The sequence below is a fragment of the Vibrio toranzoniae genome (assembly GCF_024347655.1).
Classification (GTDB): domain Bacteria; phylum Pseudomonadota; class Gammaproteobacteria; order Enterobacterales; family Vibrionaceae; genus Vibrio; species Vibrio toranzoniae.
Map to the genome: position 1 here is coordinate 2,918,823 of NZ_AP025514.1, position 19,195 is coordinate 2,938,017.

Sequence of the window (19,195 nt, forward strand, 5' to 3'; positions counted from 1 at the left end):
TTACTTCCAGTTTACGCTGAAAGCCTTATCAACCTCAAATTTATCCTGTAAATAAACGTGTTTATTGACCGGGAATAAGTTTGCAAAGTATTGACTAAACAAAAGCGAAAAAGGTGATCAACTTACTATTTTTATGCGCTAGGTACAGTATCATGTGCCACATAAGTCAGGACGGATTTATCAGCCTAATATTCTAGCGAACGGAGTATTTGCACACAGAATAGGCTAATAACTAACTATATAATCAGAATAATTCTCTAAGGATCCTGTTATGGCTACTCTATCAGAAGCACAAGTTGATGCTCCTCACGCTACTCGTCTCGAAGAAGATCTTTTAGGTCAACGTCATGTTCCCGCTGATGCTTACTACGGCATCCACACTCTACGCGCAGTTGAAAACTTCAACATTTCAAAGGTAACGATCTCAGATGTACCTGAATTCGTTCGCGGTATGGTGATGACAAAGAAAGCAGCGGCTTTAGCAAACAAAGAGTTAGGTGTAATTCCAAGCGAAGTAGCTAAATACATCATTCAAGCTTGTGACCTAATTCTAGACACTGGCAAATGCATGGATCAGTTCCCATCGGACGTTTTCCAAGGTGGTGCTGGTACTTCTGTAAACATGAACGCGAACGAAGTGGTTGCTAACGTCGCACTGGAACTTATGGGCAAAGAAAAAGGCCAATATGAGTTCATCAACCCAAACGACCATGTAAACCGCAGCCAATCTACAAACTGTGCTTACCCAACGGGCTTCCGTATCTCTGTTTACAACAGCGTACTAAAACTGATCGACGCAATTGAATACCTAAAAGGTGCATTCGAGCTTAAGAGCCAAGAATTCAACACGATTTTGAAGATGGGTCGTACTCAACTTCAAGATGCAGTTCCAATGACGGTTGGCCAAGAGTTCCATGCTTGGGCTGTAACCATCAACGAAGAAATCAAAAACCTAGAATACACTTCAAAACTACTGCTTGAAGTAAACCTAGGCGCAACAGCTATCGGTACTGGTCTAAACGCAGCACCTGGCTACCAAGGCCTAGCAGTTAAGCACTTAGCAGAAGTTACGGGCCTAGAGTGTGTAGCCGCTGAAGACTTAATCGAAGCAACGTCTGACTGTGGTGCATACGTCATGACGCACGGCGCACTTAAGCGTCTAGCCGTTAAATTGTCTAAGATTTGTAATGACTTGCGTCTGCTTTCTTCTGGTCCACGTACTGGCTTGAACGAACTAAACCTACCAGAACTACAAGCAGGCTCTTCAATCATGCCAGCTAAAGTAAACCCAGTGGTTCCTGAAGTAGTAAACCAAGTTTGCTTTAAAGTTCTAGGTAACGACAACACGGTTTCTTTCGCGGCGGAAGGTGGCCAACTTCAACTGAACGTAATGGAACCCGTTATTGCACAAAGCATGTTTGAGTCTCTGGACATTCTAACAAACGCATGTGTGAACCTACGCGACAAGTGCGTAGACGGCATTACTGTAAACAAAGAAGTATGTGAAGCGCACGTCTTCAACTCTATCGGAATCGTAACCTACCTTAACCCATACATTGGCCACCACGAAGGTGACATTGTTGGCAAGATCTGTGCTGAAACAGGTAAGAGTGTTCGCAATGTGGTTCTAGAACGCGGTTTATTAACCGAAGAAGAGCTTGATGATATTTTCTCTGTTGAAAACTTGATGCACCCTCAGTACAAAGCAAAACGCTACGAGTAACGAATGAACAAATAAAGGCTCTGTTTCCAGAGCCTTTTTTCTTGCTTAATAAAATTATTAATAACTATATATTTTAGGAGTCACTCATGTTTTTACTTGAGCTATTCGTCGTATTGGGATGTATCCTGATCGGTGCTCGTATCGGGGGGATAGGCCTCGGCGTTATGGGCGGTGTTGGCCTTGCAGTACTCAGTTTCATTTTCGGGATTCAACCAACCAGCCCACCAATCAACGTAATGTTAATGATAATGGCGGTTGTGGCAGCCGCAGCCGCAATGCAAGCTTCTGGTGGTCTGGATTACATGATCAAGATTGCCTCTGGGATTTTGCGTAAAAACCCTCGCCACATCACTTTCATTGCTCCTTTAGTAACCTATTTTTTCACAATGATGGCAGGTACTGGCCACGTTGCTTACTCGGTTCTTCCAGTTATTGCAGAAGTGAGCCGTCGTAGTGGTATTCGCCCAGCGCGCCCACTAGGTATGGCCGTTATCGCATCACAATTTGCGATTGTTGCAAGCCCAATTGCGGCAGCGGTTGTCGCTTTGGTTGCCTTCTTGGAACCACAAGGCATCACGCTAGCTGATGTTCTTTCCGTCACTATCCCAAGTACTTTCCTTGGCCTTGCTTGTGCTTGTGTCATTGTCAACAAACTCGGTAAAGAGCTCAAAGACGATCCTGAATACCAACGCCGCATGCAAGATCCTGAATTCCGTAAAGAGATGAAACAAGAGGAAGCGGTTGAAAATATTACCATCACACCACAAGCGAAAAAATCAGTTGGTATGTTCCTATTTGGTGCGCTGACGGTTGTTGTCATGGGGGCATTCCCATCACTTCGCCCTCAGTTTGATGGCTCACCGATGGGTATGGCACACACTATTGAAATCGTCATGCTAACGGTTGCAGCTCTTATTATTTTAATCTGTAAACCAGACGGAAATGCAATTAGCCAAGGTTCTGTATTCCACGCCGGTATGCGTGCGATTGTTGCTATTTTCGGGATTGCTTGGTTAGGAGATACCTTCATTGGTGGCCATGCTGCAATGGTCAAAGAAGCGGTATCGGGTCTAGTAGAAGTTGCACCATGGACATTTGCATTCGCACTATTTGCTCTATCAGTAATGGTAAACAGCCAAGGTGCAACCACTGCAGTTCTTGTACCTGTGGCGATTGCTTTAGGGCTTCCGCCAGCAATTATTATTGCAACCTTCGTTGCGGTTAATGGTTACTTCTTTATTCCAAACTACGGCCCTATCATCGCGTCAATTGACTTTGATCGAACGGGTACCACGAATATAGGTAAGTACATCTTCAACCACAGCTTTATGCTCCCAGGCTTACTAAGTATGGTATTTAGCATTGCGTTTGGTCTGCTACTATCGAATGTCATGATCTAATCGAATAGACTTTCGTTCTGGATAAAGAGAAGTGACACCACTTCTCTTTTTATTCTCCTCAAAAATATCGCTTTTTCCTCTTCTAACCCCCATCATATCCGCAACTTAATGTTAACCATTTAATTTACAGCCCCCCATCCTTTATCCTTATTTGATATAAATCAAATATTATTTAATTAATCCATAAACATTATAAAATTTCATTTTGCATAAAATTCCACACATTTATTCGCTACACACTCTAGATAACCTAAAATAAAAGAATCGTAGATAAACCACCAGCATAGATAACCACTTTAATCACACTAATACCCTGATAATTTTCAGTGTAATTATTGAGCAATAAATTAGTACAATAAAAATGTGAACAGTCGCTAGGTTAGAGTTAAAAATGAGATTTAAAATACCCAACAGATAAATAAAAGCTCAAGTCTAATATCTGATTTAATTTAAAAATCAAAAATATAAACGTTTGTTTTAATTAATTATTAAATTAACTGATCAATTCGAATTTTATTACATTTATTGATTTACCTTTTTTAGGATCAGCTATTTATTTTTGACTCGCGAATTCACACTGATCTGCCTGAGGGCATTGACGTGAAAGGAGATGGCTATGACGACCGAAACGATTAACAAGGCAGAAAAAGGCGGCTTCTTTGCCAACTTTAAGTTCCCTTCCGCCTACACCATTTTATTTATTCTTATTGCGCTAGTGGCTCTGTTCACATGGATTATTCCAGCAGGCCAATACGACCGAGCAATGAATGAAGAATTAGGCCGAGAAGTACCGGTTACCGGCACCTATCAAACGGTAGAAGGTAACCCTCAAGGTGTGATTGATGTACTACTAGCACCGATTGACGGCTTCTACGACCACAATAGCTATGAAGCTGCGGCAATCGACGTTTCGCTGTTCATTCTAATCATTGGGGGCTTCTTAGGGCTAGTCACTAAAACCGGTGCGATTGATGCCGGTATCGAACGCGTCACCGCCCGCTTAGAAGGGCGAGAAGAGTTGATGATACCAATACTGATGGCACTGTTTGCCGCGGGCGGTACTGTCTACGGCATGGCAGAAGAATCACTGCCCTTCTATACCTTGTTAGTCCCTGTGATGATGGCTGCTCGCTTTGATCCTCTTGTGGCTGCTGCAACGGTACTGCTTGGTGCGGGCATTGGCGTACTAGGCTCAACCATTAACCCATTCGCGACCGTTATCGCTGCCAACGCCTCTGGTATTCCATTTACCGACGGCATCGTGCTGCGTGTTGGCATGCTGATTGTTGGTTGGGGTATCTGTGTTGCTTACGTCATGCGTTACGCAAGAATGGTGCAAGCCGACCCAAGCAAATCAATAGTGTACGACAAATACGAAGAGAACAAAGCGCACTTTCTTGGCAACGCAAGTGGCGAAAAACTTGAATTCACTGCGACTCGTAAACTGATTCTGGCCATTTTTGGCGGCTCATTCGCGGTAATGATTTACGGTGTATCCGTTGCTGGGTGGTGGATGGCCGAGATCTCAGCCATGTTCTTAGCGGCGACCATCATCGTTGGTATTGTGGCCCGCATGAGTGAAGAGGAGTTTACTTCGAGTTTCATTGATGGTGCCCGAGACCTACTGGGCGTGGCGCTTATCATCGGTATTGCGCGTGGTATTGTGGTGGTAATGGACCGCGGTATGATCACCGACACCATTCTCTTCTCTGCAGAACAAATGGTCACCGGGCTGTCTTCGGTTATCTTTATTAACGTGATGTTCTTCTTAGAGATTCTATTGTCATTCTTAGTACCGTCAACATCAGGTTTAGCGGTGCTCACCATGCCAATCATGGCACCACTGGCCGACTTTGCTGGCGTAGGTCGCGACCTTGTAATCACCGCTTATCAATCGGCCTCTGGCTTGGTGAACTTAATCACACCGACCTCTGCAGTGGTAATGGGTGGCTTAGCGATTGCTCGTGTCCCTTACGTGCGCTGGGTTAAGTGGGTAATGCCATTAATCGGTATCTTGATGGTGTTCTGCATCATTGTTCTAAGTATTGGTGCGCTTATCTAAAACCAACACACCTCACTTTCTCACTCAAAGCCGCTTTCTAGCGGCTTTTTTATCACTATCGATACCAACAAGACTCTTCCATCGAAACATCCTCACAAGCTACACACGCATCATTTAAAGCCTCTCTCAACCTATCTATCTAAACAGCAAAACGTAAACGAGTTGAAGACACTTGCTAGGAAGCCAAACTCACCTTTAAACATCGATGCTAAGATTAAATAAAAAGCAACTATTCATCGCTACTATATTTTGAGAAATACTTAGTCACTTATTAGCGTTAATTATATTTAAAGTAATTTACGCTGTAATAATCAAAGGACGAGTATTGGCTATTTTCATAGAAAACCGGCTTAAAACACCCAATTATAAAGTGTGACCACAACAGCTTTATTAGCATTTACTTTGTTAACAAATAATTAATTCCACATCCAAAATTAAATATCTAAATAAAAACACTGCATACTTCCAAGCTAAGCACACTCTTATCAATAAAAATATTCTGCATATATTCCCTCGTAAATTAGATTCCAGTAAGTTTCGTCAAAAAAACGTGCATAAAGTTCCCCAACAGCTAATTATTTAGAATGTATTAGCCGTGACTAAAAGTGCATAAAGTTTGTTAAAACCCTTAATTTTAAAGGGCTGCGAGAGAAAAAACGATTTGTGATAGATCTCTAAGAATACCTGACTAGCAGGCGTAATATTAATTCCAGACAAGAGATATGAATAAATAATTCATTCTTCTCAATTGAAAATAAATAATTACTCTTAGCGATAAAAGTAATTCAAATATATAAGAGAGAGACGATCATGAGTAAGTTCTATGTAGGTTCTGAAATAGGTCAATTACGCCGCGTTCTAGTTCACCGTCCAAGACGCGCACTGACTCACCTAACACCCTCTAACTGTCACGATTTGCTATTTGATGACGTACTGGCTGTTGAGCGCGCAGGTAAAGAGCATGACGCATTTACTCAAACGCTACGTGATCAAGGTGTTGAAGTTCTTCTTCTTACTGACTTGCTAGCAGACACACTAGCCGTGCCAGAAGCGAAAGATTGGCTACTAAACTGCCAAGTATCTGATTACCGTTTGGGTAAAACATTCGCCAATGATGTGCGCTGCTACTTAAGCGACTTACCAAACCTAGAGCTAGCAAAAATTCTAACGGGCGGTCTGTCTTACGCTGAGATGCCAATGAAATCGTCTTCAATGATGCAAGGCATGCACGCACCAACCGACTTTATTATCGAACCTCTACCAAACCACCTATTTACTCGCGACACGTCTTGCTGGGTATACGGCGGTGTCTCTATCAACCCGATGGCGAAACCTGCTCGTCAACGTGAAACCAACCACGTGCGCGCTATTTATCGCTGGCACCCAACATTCGCGGGCCAAGACTTTATTAAATACTTCGGCGATGAAGAAAATATCAGCTACGACAACTCAACGATTGAAGGTGGTGACGTTCTTGTTATCGGTCGTGGCACAGTGCTTATCGGTATGTCTGAACGTACCACAGCACAAGGTGTTGAGCACTTAGCATCGAGCCTATTCAAACACGGTCAAGCGAAACAAGTTATCGCCATGCAGCTACCAAAACATCGCTCTTGCATGCACTTAGACACGGTAATGACTCACATGAACGAGGATACATTCTCTGTTTACCCTGAGGTGGTTAGTCAAGACGTGCAGTGCTGGAGCCTAACTGGCGATGAATCAGGCACTGTGAATGTGAAAGAAGAAGGCTACTTCGTAACAGCTATCGAAAAAGCACTTGGCGTAGACAAGCTAAATCTTATCACGACAGGTGGTGACAACTTCCATGCAGAACGTGAACAGTGGAACGATGCGAACAATGTGCTGACAGTTAAACCAGGCGTCGTTATTGGTTACGAAGGCAACACCTACACCAACGAAAAATACGACAAAGCAGGCATCACGGTTCTTTCTATCCCTGGAGACGAACTTGGCCGCGGTCGCGGTGGCGCACGCTGCATGAGCTGCCCAATTGAGCGTGATGGTATCTAATCACTAAGACGAAACGGCCAAGCTAAGCAATTTTACAAGCTTACGTAAAATCAATAGCTTGGCCAAAATGAGAGAACACAATTATGACTAAGCAAACTGTTGTTGTTGCACTCGGCGGTAACGCCCTACTTCGTCGCGGTGAGCCGTTAGAAGCCGATGTTCAACGCCGTAATATTGAAACAGCGGTTAAAACCATCTCTGAAATCGCGAAAGTGTACAACGTGGTTCTAGTGCACGGTAATGGCCCACAAGTTGGCTTACTTGCTCTACAAGGTTTGGAATACAAAAAAGTAAACCCGTATCCGCTGGATGTCTTGGGCAGTGAGACTCAAGGCATGATCGGCTACATGCTGATGCAAGAGTTCAAAAACTACCTGCCTAACCGAAACATCTCGTGCATGTTGACGCAAATGACGGTTGATCCAAACGATCCTGCGTTTGCCGATCCAACCAAGCCGATTGGCCCGATCTACGAAGAAGCAGAAGCGCGTGAACTAGCGGAGAAGTTCCACTGGATCGTAAAACCCGACGGCCAACATTTCCGCCGCGTTGTACCAAGCCCACGCCCTACCGGCATTGTTGAGCACGAAGCGATCACACAACTTATCGATGCGGGTCACCTCGTGATTTGTACTGGTGGCGGTGGCATCCCAGTGAAAAAAGAAAACGGCAAATTAGTCGGTGTCGAAGCCGTTATCGACAAAGACATGTCAGCGGCTTTCTTAGCGAAACAACTGGATGCGGACGCGCTGCTTATTTTGACTGATGCCGACGCTGTTTACCTTGATTGGGGCAAGCCAACTCAACACGCACTGCGCAGCACCACACCAAGCGAACTGGCGAAATTCGAATTTGATGCGGGCTCAATGGGGCCAAAAATTGAAGCATCGTGCGAATTCATTCAGCAAGGCGGCAAAGTGGTGGGTATCGGCGCACTCGAAGATGGTTTGCAGATCCTGCAAGGCCAAGCGGGCACCAATATCACCAAAGGTTAACGCGCTAACGGGCTTTATTATCTTGAAAAACTTAAAGCTTTATAAGCTTAAACCTTGAGAGCTTTTAAAGCTTGTAAAAACAGAATTAAACGAAACAAACAGAACCGAATAAATTGACTAAAAAATTAAATCGCGCTTTCTTGAATTTTCTTTCCCTGTAGCAAGAAAGCGCCTAAATCTAAAAAGGAATACATCATGGCTTTTAACCTACGCAATCGTAACTTCCTAAAACTACTAGATTTCACTCCACGCGAGATTCAACACTTGTTAGATCTTTCAATGGAGCTTAAAAAAGCGAAGTACAACGGTTACGAACAGCCAACACTGACTGGCAAAAACATTGCGCTTATCTTTGAAAAAACCTCCACTCGTACTCGTTGTGCATTCGAAGTTGCCGCATTCGACCAAGGTGCTCGAGTGTCTTACTTAGGCCCATCTGGCTCTCAAATTGGCCACAAAGAATCAATGAAAGATACCGCTCGCGTTCTTGGCCGTATGTACGACGGCATCGAATACCGCGGCTTCGGCCAAGAAATCGTCGAAGAGTTAGGCGCTTATGCTGGCGTACCAGTGTGGAATGGTCTGACTGACGAATTCCACCCAACACAAATACTTGCAGACTTCCTAACCATGACGGAATTCGGCCGTGGTAAACAGCTACACGAAATCAGCTTTGCTTACCTAGGCGATGCTCGCAACAACATGGGCAACTCTTTGATGGTTGGCGCTGCGAAAATGGGCATGGACATTCGCCTTGTCGCGCCAAAACAGTTCTGGCCACAAGAAGAGCTTTTAGCTCAATGTCGTGAAATCGCAGAGCACACTGGCGGCAACATCACACTGACTGAAGATGTTCAAGAAGGCGTGCAAGGCTGTGACTTCCTATACACCGATGTTTGGGTATCAATGGGCGAAGCAAAAGAAGCGTGGGCTGAGCGTATTAACTTAATGATGCCTTACCAAGTCAACATGGAAATGATTAAAGCGACGGGTAACCCACATGTGAAATTCATGCACTGCCTACCGGCTTTCCATGGCGAAGATACCACAGTCGGCAAACAACTTGCCGCTGAATACCCGCAACTAAAAGACGGCGTTGAAGTAACCGATGAAGTGGTTGAGTCTGAATACTCTATCGTGTTCGATGAAGCTGAAAACCGTATGCACACCATCAAAGCCGTGATGGTTGCAACATTAGGCAATTGATAAGCTAATCAATTAAGAATCTAAGCAACTAATGATCTAAATAGCTAAGCACGCACTTGTTGGCAAGACATTGACAAGTTAAGTGCAATAACAGGGAAATGCGGGTGGCGTTCTTGGGAATTTGACCTTGAATAAAGCCCGCATTTTTTTTCATGAACTTGAAGAAAACCTTCCCTAAAAAAAGCCTAAGATTTTCTGTTTCAACAAGGGTTTAAACAAAAGCAAAATGCAGACGTTATTTCGCATAAAAATCCATTAAATGAATACTTTACAGAAAGTATTGCATGGTATTTTTATCTGAGTATAATCCTCCGCAATTTGTCTTAAGAGAGCAAAAAATGAACTGCAATTCTGTCGCACATGATTGTCAAACTACACGCCAAAGAGTGGCGTTGGTGTCATTTTTATTTTGCTCTATTGATCGTTTCGAAGCCTCCTATTGTTAGGGGGCTTTTTTTTGTCCGCAATTTGACTGTATGCATAGAAGGAAGACCCGTTATGGCGCATTCGTTATTTAACAAGCACATCATCTCCATACCTGAGCTCACTCGTAATGAACTGGAGCTTATCGTCGACACAGCAGCAAGACTCAAGGCCGAGCCAAACCCTGAGCTGCTAAAAAATAAAGTCGTTGCGAGCTGCTTCTTTGAGCCTTCAACTCGAACTCGCCTTTCATTCGAAACCGCCGTTCAGCGCCTTGGTGGCACGGTCATCGGCTTTGATAATGGCGGTAACACATCGCTGGCGAAGAAAGGCGAAACGCTTGCCGATTCAGTGCAGGTTATTTCCTCTTACGTCGATGCCTTTGTAATGCGTCACCCACAAGAAGGCGCCGCACGTTTAGCCTCTGAATTTTCTAACGGTGTTCCGATCGTCAATGGTGGCGACGGCGCAAACCAACACCCTACACAGACCTTGCTGGATCTGTTCTCGATTTACGAAACACAAGGCACGCTTGATAACCTTAATGTAGCTTTCGTCGGCGACTTAAAATATGGCCGCACTGTGCACTCATTGACGCAAGCGCTCTCAAAATTCAATAACGTGCGTTTCTTCTTTATCGCGCCAGAAGTATTAGAGATGCCCGATTATATCTGTGAAGAATTAGAAGAGATGGGCATCCAATACAGCACACACACCAGCATTGAAGAAGTGGTGCCTGAACTGGATGTTCTGTATATGACTCGCGTACAGAAAGAGCGCTTTGATGCATCGGAATACGCGCACATGAAGTCGGCTTACATTCTTACTGCCGAGACACTGAAAGACGCGCGCAAAAATATGAAAGTGCTACACCCACTGCCACGCGTTGACGAAATCACTACCGACGTCGATAAAACGCCGCACGCTTACTACTTCGAACAAGCTGAGAATGGTGTATACGCTCGCGAAGCCCTATTGGCCCTAGTTCTTAACGACACTTTATAAGCAGGAGAAACAGTCATGGTTAAACAAACTCAGCTACAAGTAGAAGCGATCCGTAACGGCAGCGTCATTGACCACATCCCTGCTCACCTTGGTATAAAAATCCTTAAACTGTTTAAGCTGCATAAAACAGAACAACGCATCACCATGGGGTTAAACCTGCCATCATCAGCACTCGGTAACAAAGACCTGATCAAGATTGAGAACATCTTTCTGACCAAGGAACAAGCCAACCAATTGGCTCTGTATGCGCCGCAAGCCACAGTCAACCAAATTGAAGAGTACAAAGTAGTCAACAAGCTAACCCTTGTGCTGCCAGAGCAAATCAACAGTGTGTTCGCTTGCCCAAATAGCAACTGTATTTCACACGGTGAACCGGTCGAAAGTAGCTTTAAAGTGCAGCTAAAACACGAAAACGTACAGCTAAAATGTCACTATTGTGAAAAAGTATTCTCTCGCGAGATCATGAGCGAAATTCGCTAACCCTTAGCGCTATTACCTTTGCTACAAAAAACCACTTAATCCTAATGGATATTTATTCTCAACCTGGAATAAATATCCATTCAACCAAAGAATAAACAACCAAAATAAAAGCATTTAACCAGAATATTGTTTGGTGATCACCTTCAAAAAGATAACTATCCTTTAGTGTTAGACTTAGTGAATAGATGATCATACATCTCGCATACCCTCCCATCTTTACTTCGGGATTCATCGGTAAGCCCTAATTAATCATCGTACTCTACGGCTTTGGGAGTGCGTTCGACGCTATGGACAAGCGATATCCACACGTTGACCTTAAGGAGTTGTTCATGAACGAAATCACTGAGCACGGTTGCTTGTATTCAGCTGAAGATAAAACACTGACTGCAGCGTGCAAACGCTTGCTACAACAACAAAGCTTTTCGACCCAGAATCAACTGAGAGAGAAACTCGTCGACATTGGCTATATAGGTATTAGTCAATCGACCGTATCTCGCATTTTGTCACAACTCGGCGTTGTAAAAGTTCAAAACGCCTGTGGTAAGAAGGTCTACTGCATAACCGTTGAGAGTGCACCGGTACGTGTCGACGCATCCATCTCCTCGCAAATCGAATTAATTACTCACAACCAAGCCATGGTGATAGTAAAGACTCACCCGGGTTGTGCACAGCTGGTCGCAAGATTAGTCGATATCGACCCACACACTGAAATTATCGGTACCGTTGGCGGCAATGACACGGTGTTAATTATTCCAAAAGACACGATGAACATTGATGCTTGCGAACAAGTAGTAAAAGCACGTTTGGGCGTCGCCTAAGCGTCTCACTTGCACAAAACTAAGCACTTAAATCCATAACTCCCCTTAGATACGGCAAGCCAATGCTTCACTTCTCCAAGGGGATATTTATTTGTCGATGAAACTAATCACAAACTATTACGGTCTGATTGAGTTAAGATACCTTCAACTCCATTTTGATGACTAAATAGTATGCGACGACTTGCCACATTACTTTTTGTTTGTATTTCCCTATTCACCCAGCCTGCGTGGGCGCTTTTTGGAAATGACAACGCCGAGCCAAGCTTCGGAGGCAATAACAACGGTTTTGTCCCTGTAGACCAAGCTTTCCCTTTCAATTACTACCAGCAAGACGGCAAGGTGCTTCTCGACTGGCAAGTAAAAGAAGGCTACTACCTCTACCAACATAGCCTCTCTTTCAGCGGTCAAAATCTCGCGATCGGTAATGTTGAAATAGAAGATGGCCAACCACACCAAGATGAATTTTTTGGTGAGGTGAGCATTTATACTCAACCGTTGTTCGTGCAAGTTCCGCTACAGAGTTACCAAGATGGCTCACAGCTGATCGTTAAATACCAAGGGTGTGCGGACGCAGGGTTCTGCTATCCACCCGAAACTCGAATCATCGACATTGAGCCATTTACGGCTACAGGTTCAGGTTCAAGCGACTCTCAAGCTAATGCCGTGTCGCAAGACTCATCGGCTGCTAGCAATGAGACCGATGCTTCAACACAACAAGCTTCTCCAAAAGCAGACGTTGCAAGTAACACCACTTCACAATCCAGTGCACCCGTTTCAAAAGACGCAGGCTTAGCCGATAAGCTCGGTGACAGTTGGTGGACACCATTACTATTCTTAGCGCTCGGTGTTGGTTTAGCCTTTACGCCGTGTGTTCTGCCTATGTATCCAATTCTAACGGGTATCGTTTTAGGTGGTGGCAAGCTCAGCCAAGGTCGTGCGCTGATGCTGTCGTTCATTTATGTGCAAGGCATGGCGTTAACCTACACCTTATTGGGTTTAGTGGTTGCCTCTGCGGGTATGCAGTTCCAAGCTGCGATGCAACATCCTTACGTATTAATTGCGTTGAGCGTTCTGTTCGTGGCGTTAGCCATGTCGATGTTTGGCGTTTATAACCTGCAACTGCCGAGCAGCATCCAAACTTGGCTCAACAACCAAAGTAACAAGCAACAAGGTGGCAATACCTTGGGGGTGTTCGCGATGGGTGCGATCTCTGGCTTGGTGTGTTCACCTTGTACCACTGCGCCACTGTCGGGTGCGCTGTTGTACGTGGCTCAAAGTGGCGACCTATTTACCGGTGCTATTGCTCTGTACGCCTTAGCAATGGGTATGGGTATCCCGCTGATCTTGGTTGCGGTATTTGGTAATAAACTTCTGCCGAAAGCAGGCAGTTGGATGGACAAGGTGAAGATCGTATTTGGCTTTATCTTGCTGGCAGCGCCTATCTTCTTACTAGAGCGCATTATCCCTGAGTTATGGGCAACCGTGCTTTGGTCTGGCCTTGGCTTCATCGCCTTTGGTTGGCTGTACCACAGCAAGAATGCACTGCCATTCGGCGGTTGGAAGCAGAGCGCTGTGGGCATCATCGCGATGCTTGGCCTGTTCGCTTCGGCACAGCCTGCATTGAACTATTGGTTTGCGGAGAAGAGCATAACGGTAGAGCAACAGCATATCCAATTTGCACGCATCAATACCGTTGAAGAGCTCGAAATCCAACTCATCGAAGCGAAAAAACTGGGTAAACCTGTGATGCTCGATTTCTACGCCGATTGGTGTGTGGCGTGTAAAGAGTTTGAGAAGTACACCTTCCATCAGGCCGATGTCGAAAACAAACTATCTGACTTCGTACTGCTGCAGGCTGACGTAACGAGAAACATGCCTCAAGACATTGAACTGCTTAAACAATTACAGGTACTCGGCTTGCCAACCATTGAGTTCTGGGATGGCGAGGGTAACCATGTTCCAAATGCTCGTGTCACTGGTTTTATGCCTGCCGATGTATTCTTAAAACACATGCAAGACCACCAGCTATAACGACGACATTCGTCTAAAGCAAAGCCCAAACGAAAGCCGCACTGCCCCTCGGTAACGAGATGACAGTGCGGCTTTTTTATTATTCAGAGTAACACTTTCTTATTCTGGGGATAAAAGTCGATATGGTTCAGACTTTTCATGCATAGATATTGTCCACATACTCAATCAGGATGATAATAAATCTTAACTAAATTGTTAAAAGTATGAACGTCATGGACTCGACCTATACCATCATCATTGCTGATGACCACCCTCTCTTCCGCAACGCCCTGTTTCAGTCAGTTCATATGGCGATCAGTGGCGCGAATCTTCTTGAAGCCGATTCTCTGGATGCCTTGCTGACTTTACTAAAGAAAGAAGATGAGCCCGACCTCTTATTACTCGACCTTAAAATGCCAGGTGCAAATGGGATGTCAGGTTTAATTCAGCTGCGCGCTGAATACCCAGATTTACCGATTGTCGTGATCTCAGCGAGCGAAGATGCCAGCGTGGTCAGCCAAGTTAAAAGTCATGGCGCTTTTGGCTTTATTCCTAAGTCGAGTGATATGCGTGAACTCTTGAGTGCACTCAACCAAGTTCTCAACGGTGATCCATTCTTCCCTGAAGGCCTCATCACTAACAATGCGGCTTGTAGCGACCTTGCAGAAAAACTCTCCACACTGACCCCTCAACAATATAAGGTCTTGGGAATGCTATCTGATGGTCTACTTAACAAGCAAATTGCCTATGAACTGAATGTATCAGAAGCGACCATAAAAGCACATATGACCGCTATCTTCCGCAAACTGGACGTGAAAAACAGAACTCAAGCCGTTATCTTGCTACAAGAAGTCCACAATTAGGCTTCGCTAATATCCTTTTCTAAAGTCGTCTTTGGTAAACATAAGCCCAGCTTGACGACTTGATAATCATTGACCTCAGCGACCACCCAATTAATGTCATGCCACTCAAAGCTGTCACCCAATACTGGATATACACCAAGCTCTTGTTCTACTAACTGTTTTAGCGTCATTTCTCGCTCTTCTTCCGAGCCAAGCTCAATACCATACCAGTCACTTACCGCAGTAATTGATAAGCTAACATCCAGGAAGAAATCACCAAAAAATCGTGCCGTTTCTTCGGCTAACGGAGCTTCACTGAATAGCTGGCTTAAACTACCTAAGTCTTTATCTTGGCCCAATACGCACAGAATATCATTGGCCTCTAATACTGTACTGCCCGATGGGTGAAGCAAGACATCTTGTCGAAATAGTGCGGTAATTCGCGTCCCTTCAGGCATAGACAAACGCTTTAGAGGTTCGCCAATACACCACTTTTCGTCTTTCAGCTTGTAAACAAACATCTCCCACTCACTGGTAGGGTAGATCTCAATACCCGTACGAGAGATAGGTGTCGGCGTTGGTGGTAGCGTCACCTGAGCTAATCGAGCAACTTTCATCAAGCTACCACCTTGAACAATCAACGAAACCATCACCACGAAGAAGGCGATATTGAAATACAGCTGCGCATTTGGCAGACCAGCCATCATCGGGAAAACCGCTAAAATGATCGGGACTGCGCCACGTAAACCAACCCAAGAAACAAACCAACGCTCTTTGGTGGTAAAGTTTCTGAACGGCAATAAACCCAACCAAACAGACACTGGACGAGCAAACAAAATCATACCGAAAGCAAGCACAAGTGCCGGTACTGCTATGTCCATCAACGTCGATGGTGTCACTAATAAACCCAACACCAAGAACATCACGATCTGGCTTAACCACGTCATTCCATCAAGAACATTGAGAATAGAATGTCGAGAGCGAGTCGGGCGATTTCCGATGAACAGACCTACGAGGTAAATCGATAAAATCCCGCTGCCGCCGAGCATGTTAGAGAATGCAAACAGAGCAATGCCACCACTGAGCACTAAAATAGAATAAAGACCATCAGCCAGTTGCACTCGATTAATTGATTTCCACAGAACCCAACCACCGCCAACTCCGACAATAATGCCTATACCAAACTGCATTACAAAACTTTTGAGTAGGAAAGCTCCCCCCATATCGGCATCTGGGTTGCCCAACAGTGCGATTAAAGTCACCGTCAGAAAGACCGCCATTGGATCGTTAGTGCCGGATTCGATCTCTAGTGTTGAACCCACACGCTCATTGAGACTCTGCCCTTTCAACAAAGAAAATACCGCAGCAGCATCGGTTGAACCGACAATCGCTCCGACCAAAATCCCCTGCATAAACGAAAGGTCAAATAACCAAGCTGCCATTAGACCCGTTAAGGTTGCAGTACATGCTACCCCTACGGTTGCCAACGAGAGTGATGGCCAAAAAGCCACTTTGAAACTCGCAACTTTGGTTCTCATACCGCCATCAAGAAGAATTACGGCAAGCGCAAGGTTACTCACCAAGTATGTCAGTGAATAATCATCGAACTTAATGCCACCGAGTCCATCTTCACCCGCTAACATACCAACAAACAGAAATATCAAAAGAATAGGAATGCCCAATCGAGAGGACACTGGTGAGAAAAGCACACTGATGGAGATTAATACTGCACCAGTTAAAAACAAGTGGTTGATAGTTATTGCGTCCAATTCGTTCCCCTAAAGAATACAACACCGTGCTTTAAGCATGTCAAACGTTTGCCGTAAAGCAATGCACGGTCGGTGAACATGCCTTTTTACTATAACAAAATTATATCGTTGTTCATGACATATACGGGTTCAGAGACAATTTATCTGTCATTTCATTGTTAAATTTTATGACCAACGCACTAATTCAGACTTTTTTGTTAGACCTTTGGCTAATTTAACAACATTGCAACATCACACTTTTTTGCGCTTATGGCTTCTCAGTCCCAAATTTCAGTACATTAGCGTTAATAGTGTCCCGACTAAAGTTGCACAGATCCCTTGACTTATCCTTGCTACATTCTAAATCGTAACATTGCATTAACATATCAATTTATACAGACATGGTTTCTACGAAAACGGAATAAAGGAGAAGGCAATGGCGTTCGAATCTACGGAACATGCTCAAGCCTACTGGAAGGAAAACTTGGGGATTATGGGAACACTGCTCGCGACCTGGTTCGCAGTGTCTTACGGCGCTGGCATCTTATTTGTGGATGCCCTTAACACCGTTCAGTTTGGCGGGTTCAAGCTCGGCTTTTGGTTCGCTCAACAAGGTTCGATATACACCTTCGTTGCGCTGATATTTATTTACGTTGTCCGCATGAACGCGCTCGACAAAAAATACAACGTACAGGAAGACTAGAGGCTAGAACATGGATATTCAAACGTGGACGTTTATTCTCGTCGGTATTACTTTTGCAGTATATATCGGCATCGCAATCTGGGCTCGTGCAGGGTCAACCAGTGAATTCTACGTTGCTGGCGGTGGTGTACACCCGGTAGCAAACGGCATGGCAACTGCCGCTGACTGGATGTCGGCAGCATCATTCATCTCAATGGCAGGTATCATCTCATTCGTTGGCTACGACGGTGCGGTTTACCTAATGGGTTGGACAGGTGGTTATGTACTACTGGCGCTATGTTTAGCACCTTACCTACGTAAGTTCGGTCAGTTTACGGTTCCTGATTTTATCGGTGAACGTTACTACTCGAAAACAGCGCGTATGGTTGCGGTATTCTGTGCAATCTTCGTATCGTTTACGTACGTTGCAGGCCAAATGCGTGGTGTGGGCGTTGTATTCTCTCGTTTCCTAGAAGTCGACATTAACCTAGGTATCATCATTGGTATGGGTATTGTGTTCTTCTACGCAGTACTGGGTGGCATGAAAGGCATCACTTATACGCAGGTAGCTCAATTCTGTGTCCTCATTTTCGCCTTCCTTGTCCCTGCTATCTTTACTTCAATCATGATGACGGGTAACCCGCTACCACAAGTTGGCATGGGTTCGACGATCACAGGTACTGATGTTTACCTACTTGATAAACTGGATGGCCTCACCGAAGAGCTCGGATTTACCGCCTATACCGAAGGTAACAAGAGCACTGTCGACGTCTTCTTCATCTGTGCGGCTCTAATGGTTGGTACAGCCGGTCTTCCACACGTAATCATTCGTTTCTTCACGGTACCAAAAGTACGTGATGCACGTATCTCAGCGGGTTGGGCTCTACTGTTCATCTCATTGTTATACACAACAGCACCAGGCGTTGCAGCCTTCGCTCGTGTAAACATGATCGAGACAATCAACGGCCCAGACATGCAAGGTGTCACCGCAGTAGACGCGCCAAGCTGGTATAAAAACTGGGAAAGCACTGGCCTAGTGGGCTGGGAAGACAAGAATGGCGATGGCAAAATGTTCTACTCGGGCGATGAACGAAACGAGATGAATATTAACCGTGACATCATTGTACTGGCTTCTCCAGAGCTAGCAAAACTACCAAACTGGGTTGTAGCACTACTGGCCGCTGGTGGCCTAGCAGCCGCACTATCAACAGCCGCTGGTCTACTATTGGTAATCTCAACGTCGATTTCACATGACTTGTTGAAGAAAGGCTTCAGACCAAACATGACCGACAAGCAGGAGCTGTTAGCCGCTCGTTTGGCCGCCATGGTCGCGATTGTGGGTGCCGGTTACTTAGGCATTAATCCACCAGGCTTCGTAGCTCAGGTAGTAGCATTTGCCTTCGGCCTTGCCGCCGCATCTTTCTTCCCTGCCATCATCCTAGGTATCTTCTACAAGAAGATGAACAAGGAAGGCGCGATTGCGGGTATGTTGACGGGTATCGCCTTTACGGCAAGCTACATCATCTACTTCAAGTTCATTAACCCTACAGCAAGCACACCTGAAAATTGGTGGTTTGGTATCAGCCCTGAAGGCATCGGTACGCTAGGTATGTGTCTAAACTTCGTCGTATCAATTGCAGTGAATAAAGTGACAGCTGAAGTTCCTGAAGATGTACAAGAGATGGTTGAGTCTATCCGCTACCCTAAAGGTGCTGGTGAAGCTCACGACCACTAAACAGAAATGCTTAGAAAAAAATGAATCAGCAC

The 19,195-nt window shown here is 44.9% G+C and carries 14 protein-coding genes; 13 read left to right on the forward strand and 1 reads right to left on the reverse strand.

All coding sequences use genetic code 11. From position 1 onward, the window contains the following. Positions 1-271 precede the first annotated feature (271 nt). The 11 genes from aspA to OCU50_RS13355 all read left to right on the forward strand — a co-directional run bounded on the left by aspA (position 272) and on the right by OCU50_RS13355 (position 15,019). A complete protein-coding gene (gene aspA / locus OCU50_RS13305) occupies positions 272-1,723 on the forward strand; it encodes an aspartate ammonia-lyase (protein ID WP_060468776.1) in 1,452 nt (483 codons plus the stop codon). Positions 1,724-1,809: 86 nt separating this feature from the next. Continuing rightward, on the forward strand, positions 1,810-3,123 hold the full coding sequence (locus tag OCU50_RS13310) for an anaerobic C4-dicarboxylate transporter family protein (RefSeq protein ID WP_060468777.1): 1,314 nt from the start codon (positions 1,810-1,812) through the stop codon (positions 3,121-3,123). Between the two features lie 616 nt (positions 3,124-3,739). Then, entirely contained in the window at positions 3,740-5,185 is a 1,446-nt protein-coding gene (locus OCU50_RS13315; RefSeq protein ID WP_060468778.1) for a YfcC family protein, read from the forward strand. Positions 5,186-5,995: 810 nt separating this feature from the next. After that, entirely contained in the window at positions 5,996-7,219 is a 1,224-nt protein-coding gene (gene arcA, locus OCU50_RS13320; RefSeq protein WP_017055880.1) for an arginine deiminase, read from the forward strand. Between the two features lie 83 nt (positions 7,220-7,302). Next, the gene (gene arcC / locus OCU50_RS13325) at positions 7,303-8,214 is read left to right on the forward strand and encodes a carbamate kinase (protein ID WP_017055881.1); all 912 of its coding nucleotides are present in this window, start codon (positions 7,303-7,305) and stop codon (positions 8,212-8,214) included. A gap of 195 nt (positions 8,215-8,409) precedes the next feature. Further along, positions 8,410-9,420, forward strand: coding sequence for an ornithine carbamoyltransferase (argF, locus tag OCU50_RS13330; protein WP_060468779.1), 1,011 nt, complete (start codon positions 8,410-8,412; stop codon positions 9,418-9,420). 498 nt (positions 9,421-9,918) lie between these two features. Continuing rightward, positions 9,919-10,848 carry an aspartate carbamoyltransferase gene (pyrB, locus tag OCU50_RS13335; RefSeq protein WP_060468780.1) on the forward strand — a complete coding sequence of 310 codons (930 nt, stop codon included), beginning with the start codon at positions 9,919-9,921 and terminating at the stop codon, positions 10,846-10,848. 15 nt (positions 10,849-10,863) lie between these two features. Next, positions 10,864-11,328 carry an aspartate carbamoyltransferase regulatory subunit gene (gene pyrI, locus OCU50_RS13340; protein WP_004729721.1) on the forward strand — a complete coding sequence of 155 codons (465 nt, stop codon included), beginning with the start codon at positions 10,864-10,866 and terminating at the stop codon, positions 11,326-11,328. A gap of 329 nt (positions 11,329-11,657) precedes the next feature. Continuing rightward, entirely contained in the window at positions 11,658-12,146 is a 489-nt protein-coding gene (locus OCU50_RS13345; protein WP_017055885.1) for an arginine repressor, read from the forward strand. Between the two features lie 171 nt (positions 12,147-12,317). Then, positions 12,318-14,177 carry a protein-disulfide reductase DsbD gene (locus OCU50_RS13350; protein ID WP_060468781.1) on the forward strand — a complete coding sequence of 620 codons (1,860 nt, stop codon included), beginning with the start codon at positions 12,318-12,320 and terminating at the stop codon, positions 14,175-14,177. A 212-nt stretch (positions 14,178-14,389) separates the two neighbouring features. Next, complete coding sequence (locus OCU50_RS13355; protein ID WP_046225019.1) at positions 14,390-15,019, forward strand: response regulator transcription factor; 630 nt, start codon at positions 14,390-14,392, stop codon at positions 15,017-15,019. Here OCU50_RS13355 and OCU50_RS13360 read toward each other — a convergent pair. Continuing rightward, complete coding sequence (locus OCU50_RS13360) at positions 15,016-16,767, reverse strand: potassium/proton antiporter (protein ID WP_060468782.1); 1,752 nt, start codon at positions 16,765-16,767, stop codon at positions 15,016-15,018. The genes OCU50_RS13355 and OCU50_RS13360 overlap by 4 nt on opposite strands. Positions 16,768-17,182: 415 nt before the next feature. On the opposite strand from OCU50_RS13360, the gene OCU50_RS13365 reads away from it, so the two are divergent. Further along, entirely contained in the window at positions 17,183-17,449 is a 267-nt protein-coding gene (locus tag OCU50_RS13365) for a DUF4212 domain-containing protein (RefSeq protein WP_017055889.1), read from the forward strand. Between the two features lie 10 nt (positions 17,450-17,459). After that, positions 17,460-19,163, forward strand: coding sequence for a sodium:solute symporter family protein (locus OCU50_RS13370; RefSeq protein WP_060468783.1), 1,704 nt, complete (start codon positions 17,460-17,462; stop codon positions 19,161-19,163). The last annotated feature ends 32 nt before the right edge of the window (positions 19,164-19,195 follow it).

Coding starts and splice junctions, on each gene's coding strand:
- aspA (WP_060468776.1), top strand. CDS start 272: ATGGCTACTCTATCAGAAGCACAAGTTGATGCTCCTCACGCTACTCGT.
- OCU50_RS13310 (WP_060468777.1), top strand. CDS start 1,810: ATGTTTTTACTTGAGCTATTCGTCGTATTGGGATGTATCCTGATCGGT.
- OCU50_RS13315 (WP_060468778.1), top strand. CDS start 3,740: ATGACGACCGAAACGATTAACAAGGCAGAAAAAGGCGGCTTCTTTGCC.
- arcA (WP_017055880.1), top strand. CDS start 5,996: ATGAGTAAGTTCTATGTAGGTTCTGAAATAGGTCAATTACGCCGCGTT.
- arcC (WP_017055881.1), top strand. CDS start 7,303: ATGACTAAGCAAACTGTTGTTGTTGCACTCGGCGGTAACGCCCTACTT.
- argF (WP_060468779.1), top strand. CDS start 8,410: ATGGCTTTTAACCTACGCAATCGTAACTTCCTAAAACTACTAGATTTC.
- pyrB (WP_060468780.1), top strand. CDS start 9,919: ATGGCGCATTCGTTATTTAACAAGCACATCATCTCCATACCTGAGCTC.
- pyrI (WP_004729721.1), top strand. CDS start 10,864: ATGGTTAAACAAACTCAGCTACAAGTAGAAGCGATCCGTAACGGCAGC.
- OCU50_RS13345 (WP_017055885.1), top strand. CDS start 11,658: ATGAACGAAATCACTGAGCACGGTTGCTTGTATTCAGCTGAAGATAAA.
- OCU50_RS13350 (WP_060468781.1), top strand. CDS start 12,318: ATGCGACGACTTGCCACATTACTTTTTGTTTGTATTTCCCTATTCACC.
- OCU50_RS13355 (WP_046225019.1), top strand. CDS start 14,390: ATGGACTCGACCTATACCATCATCATTGCTGATGACCACCCTCTCTTC.
- OCU50_RS13365 (WP_017055889.1), top strand. CDS start 17,183: ATGGCGTTCGAATCTACGGAACATGCTCAAGCCTACTGGAAGGAAAAC.
- OCU50_RS13370 (WP_060468783.1), top strand. CDS start 17,460: ATGGATATTCAAACGTGGACGTTTATTCTCGTCGGTATTACTTTTGCA.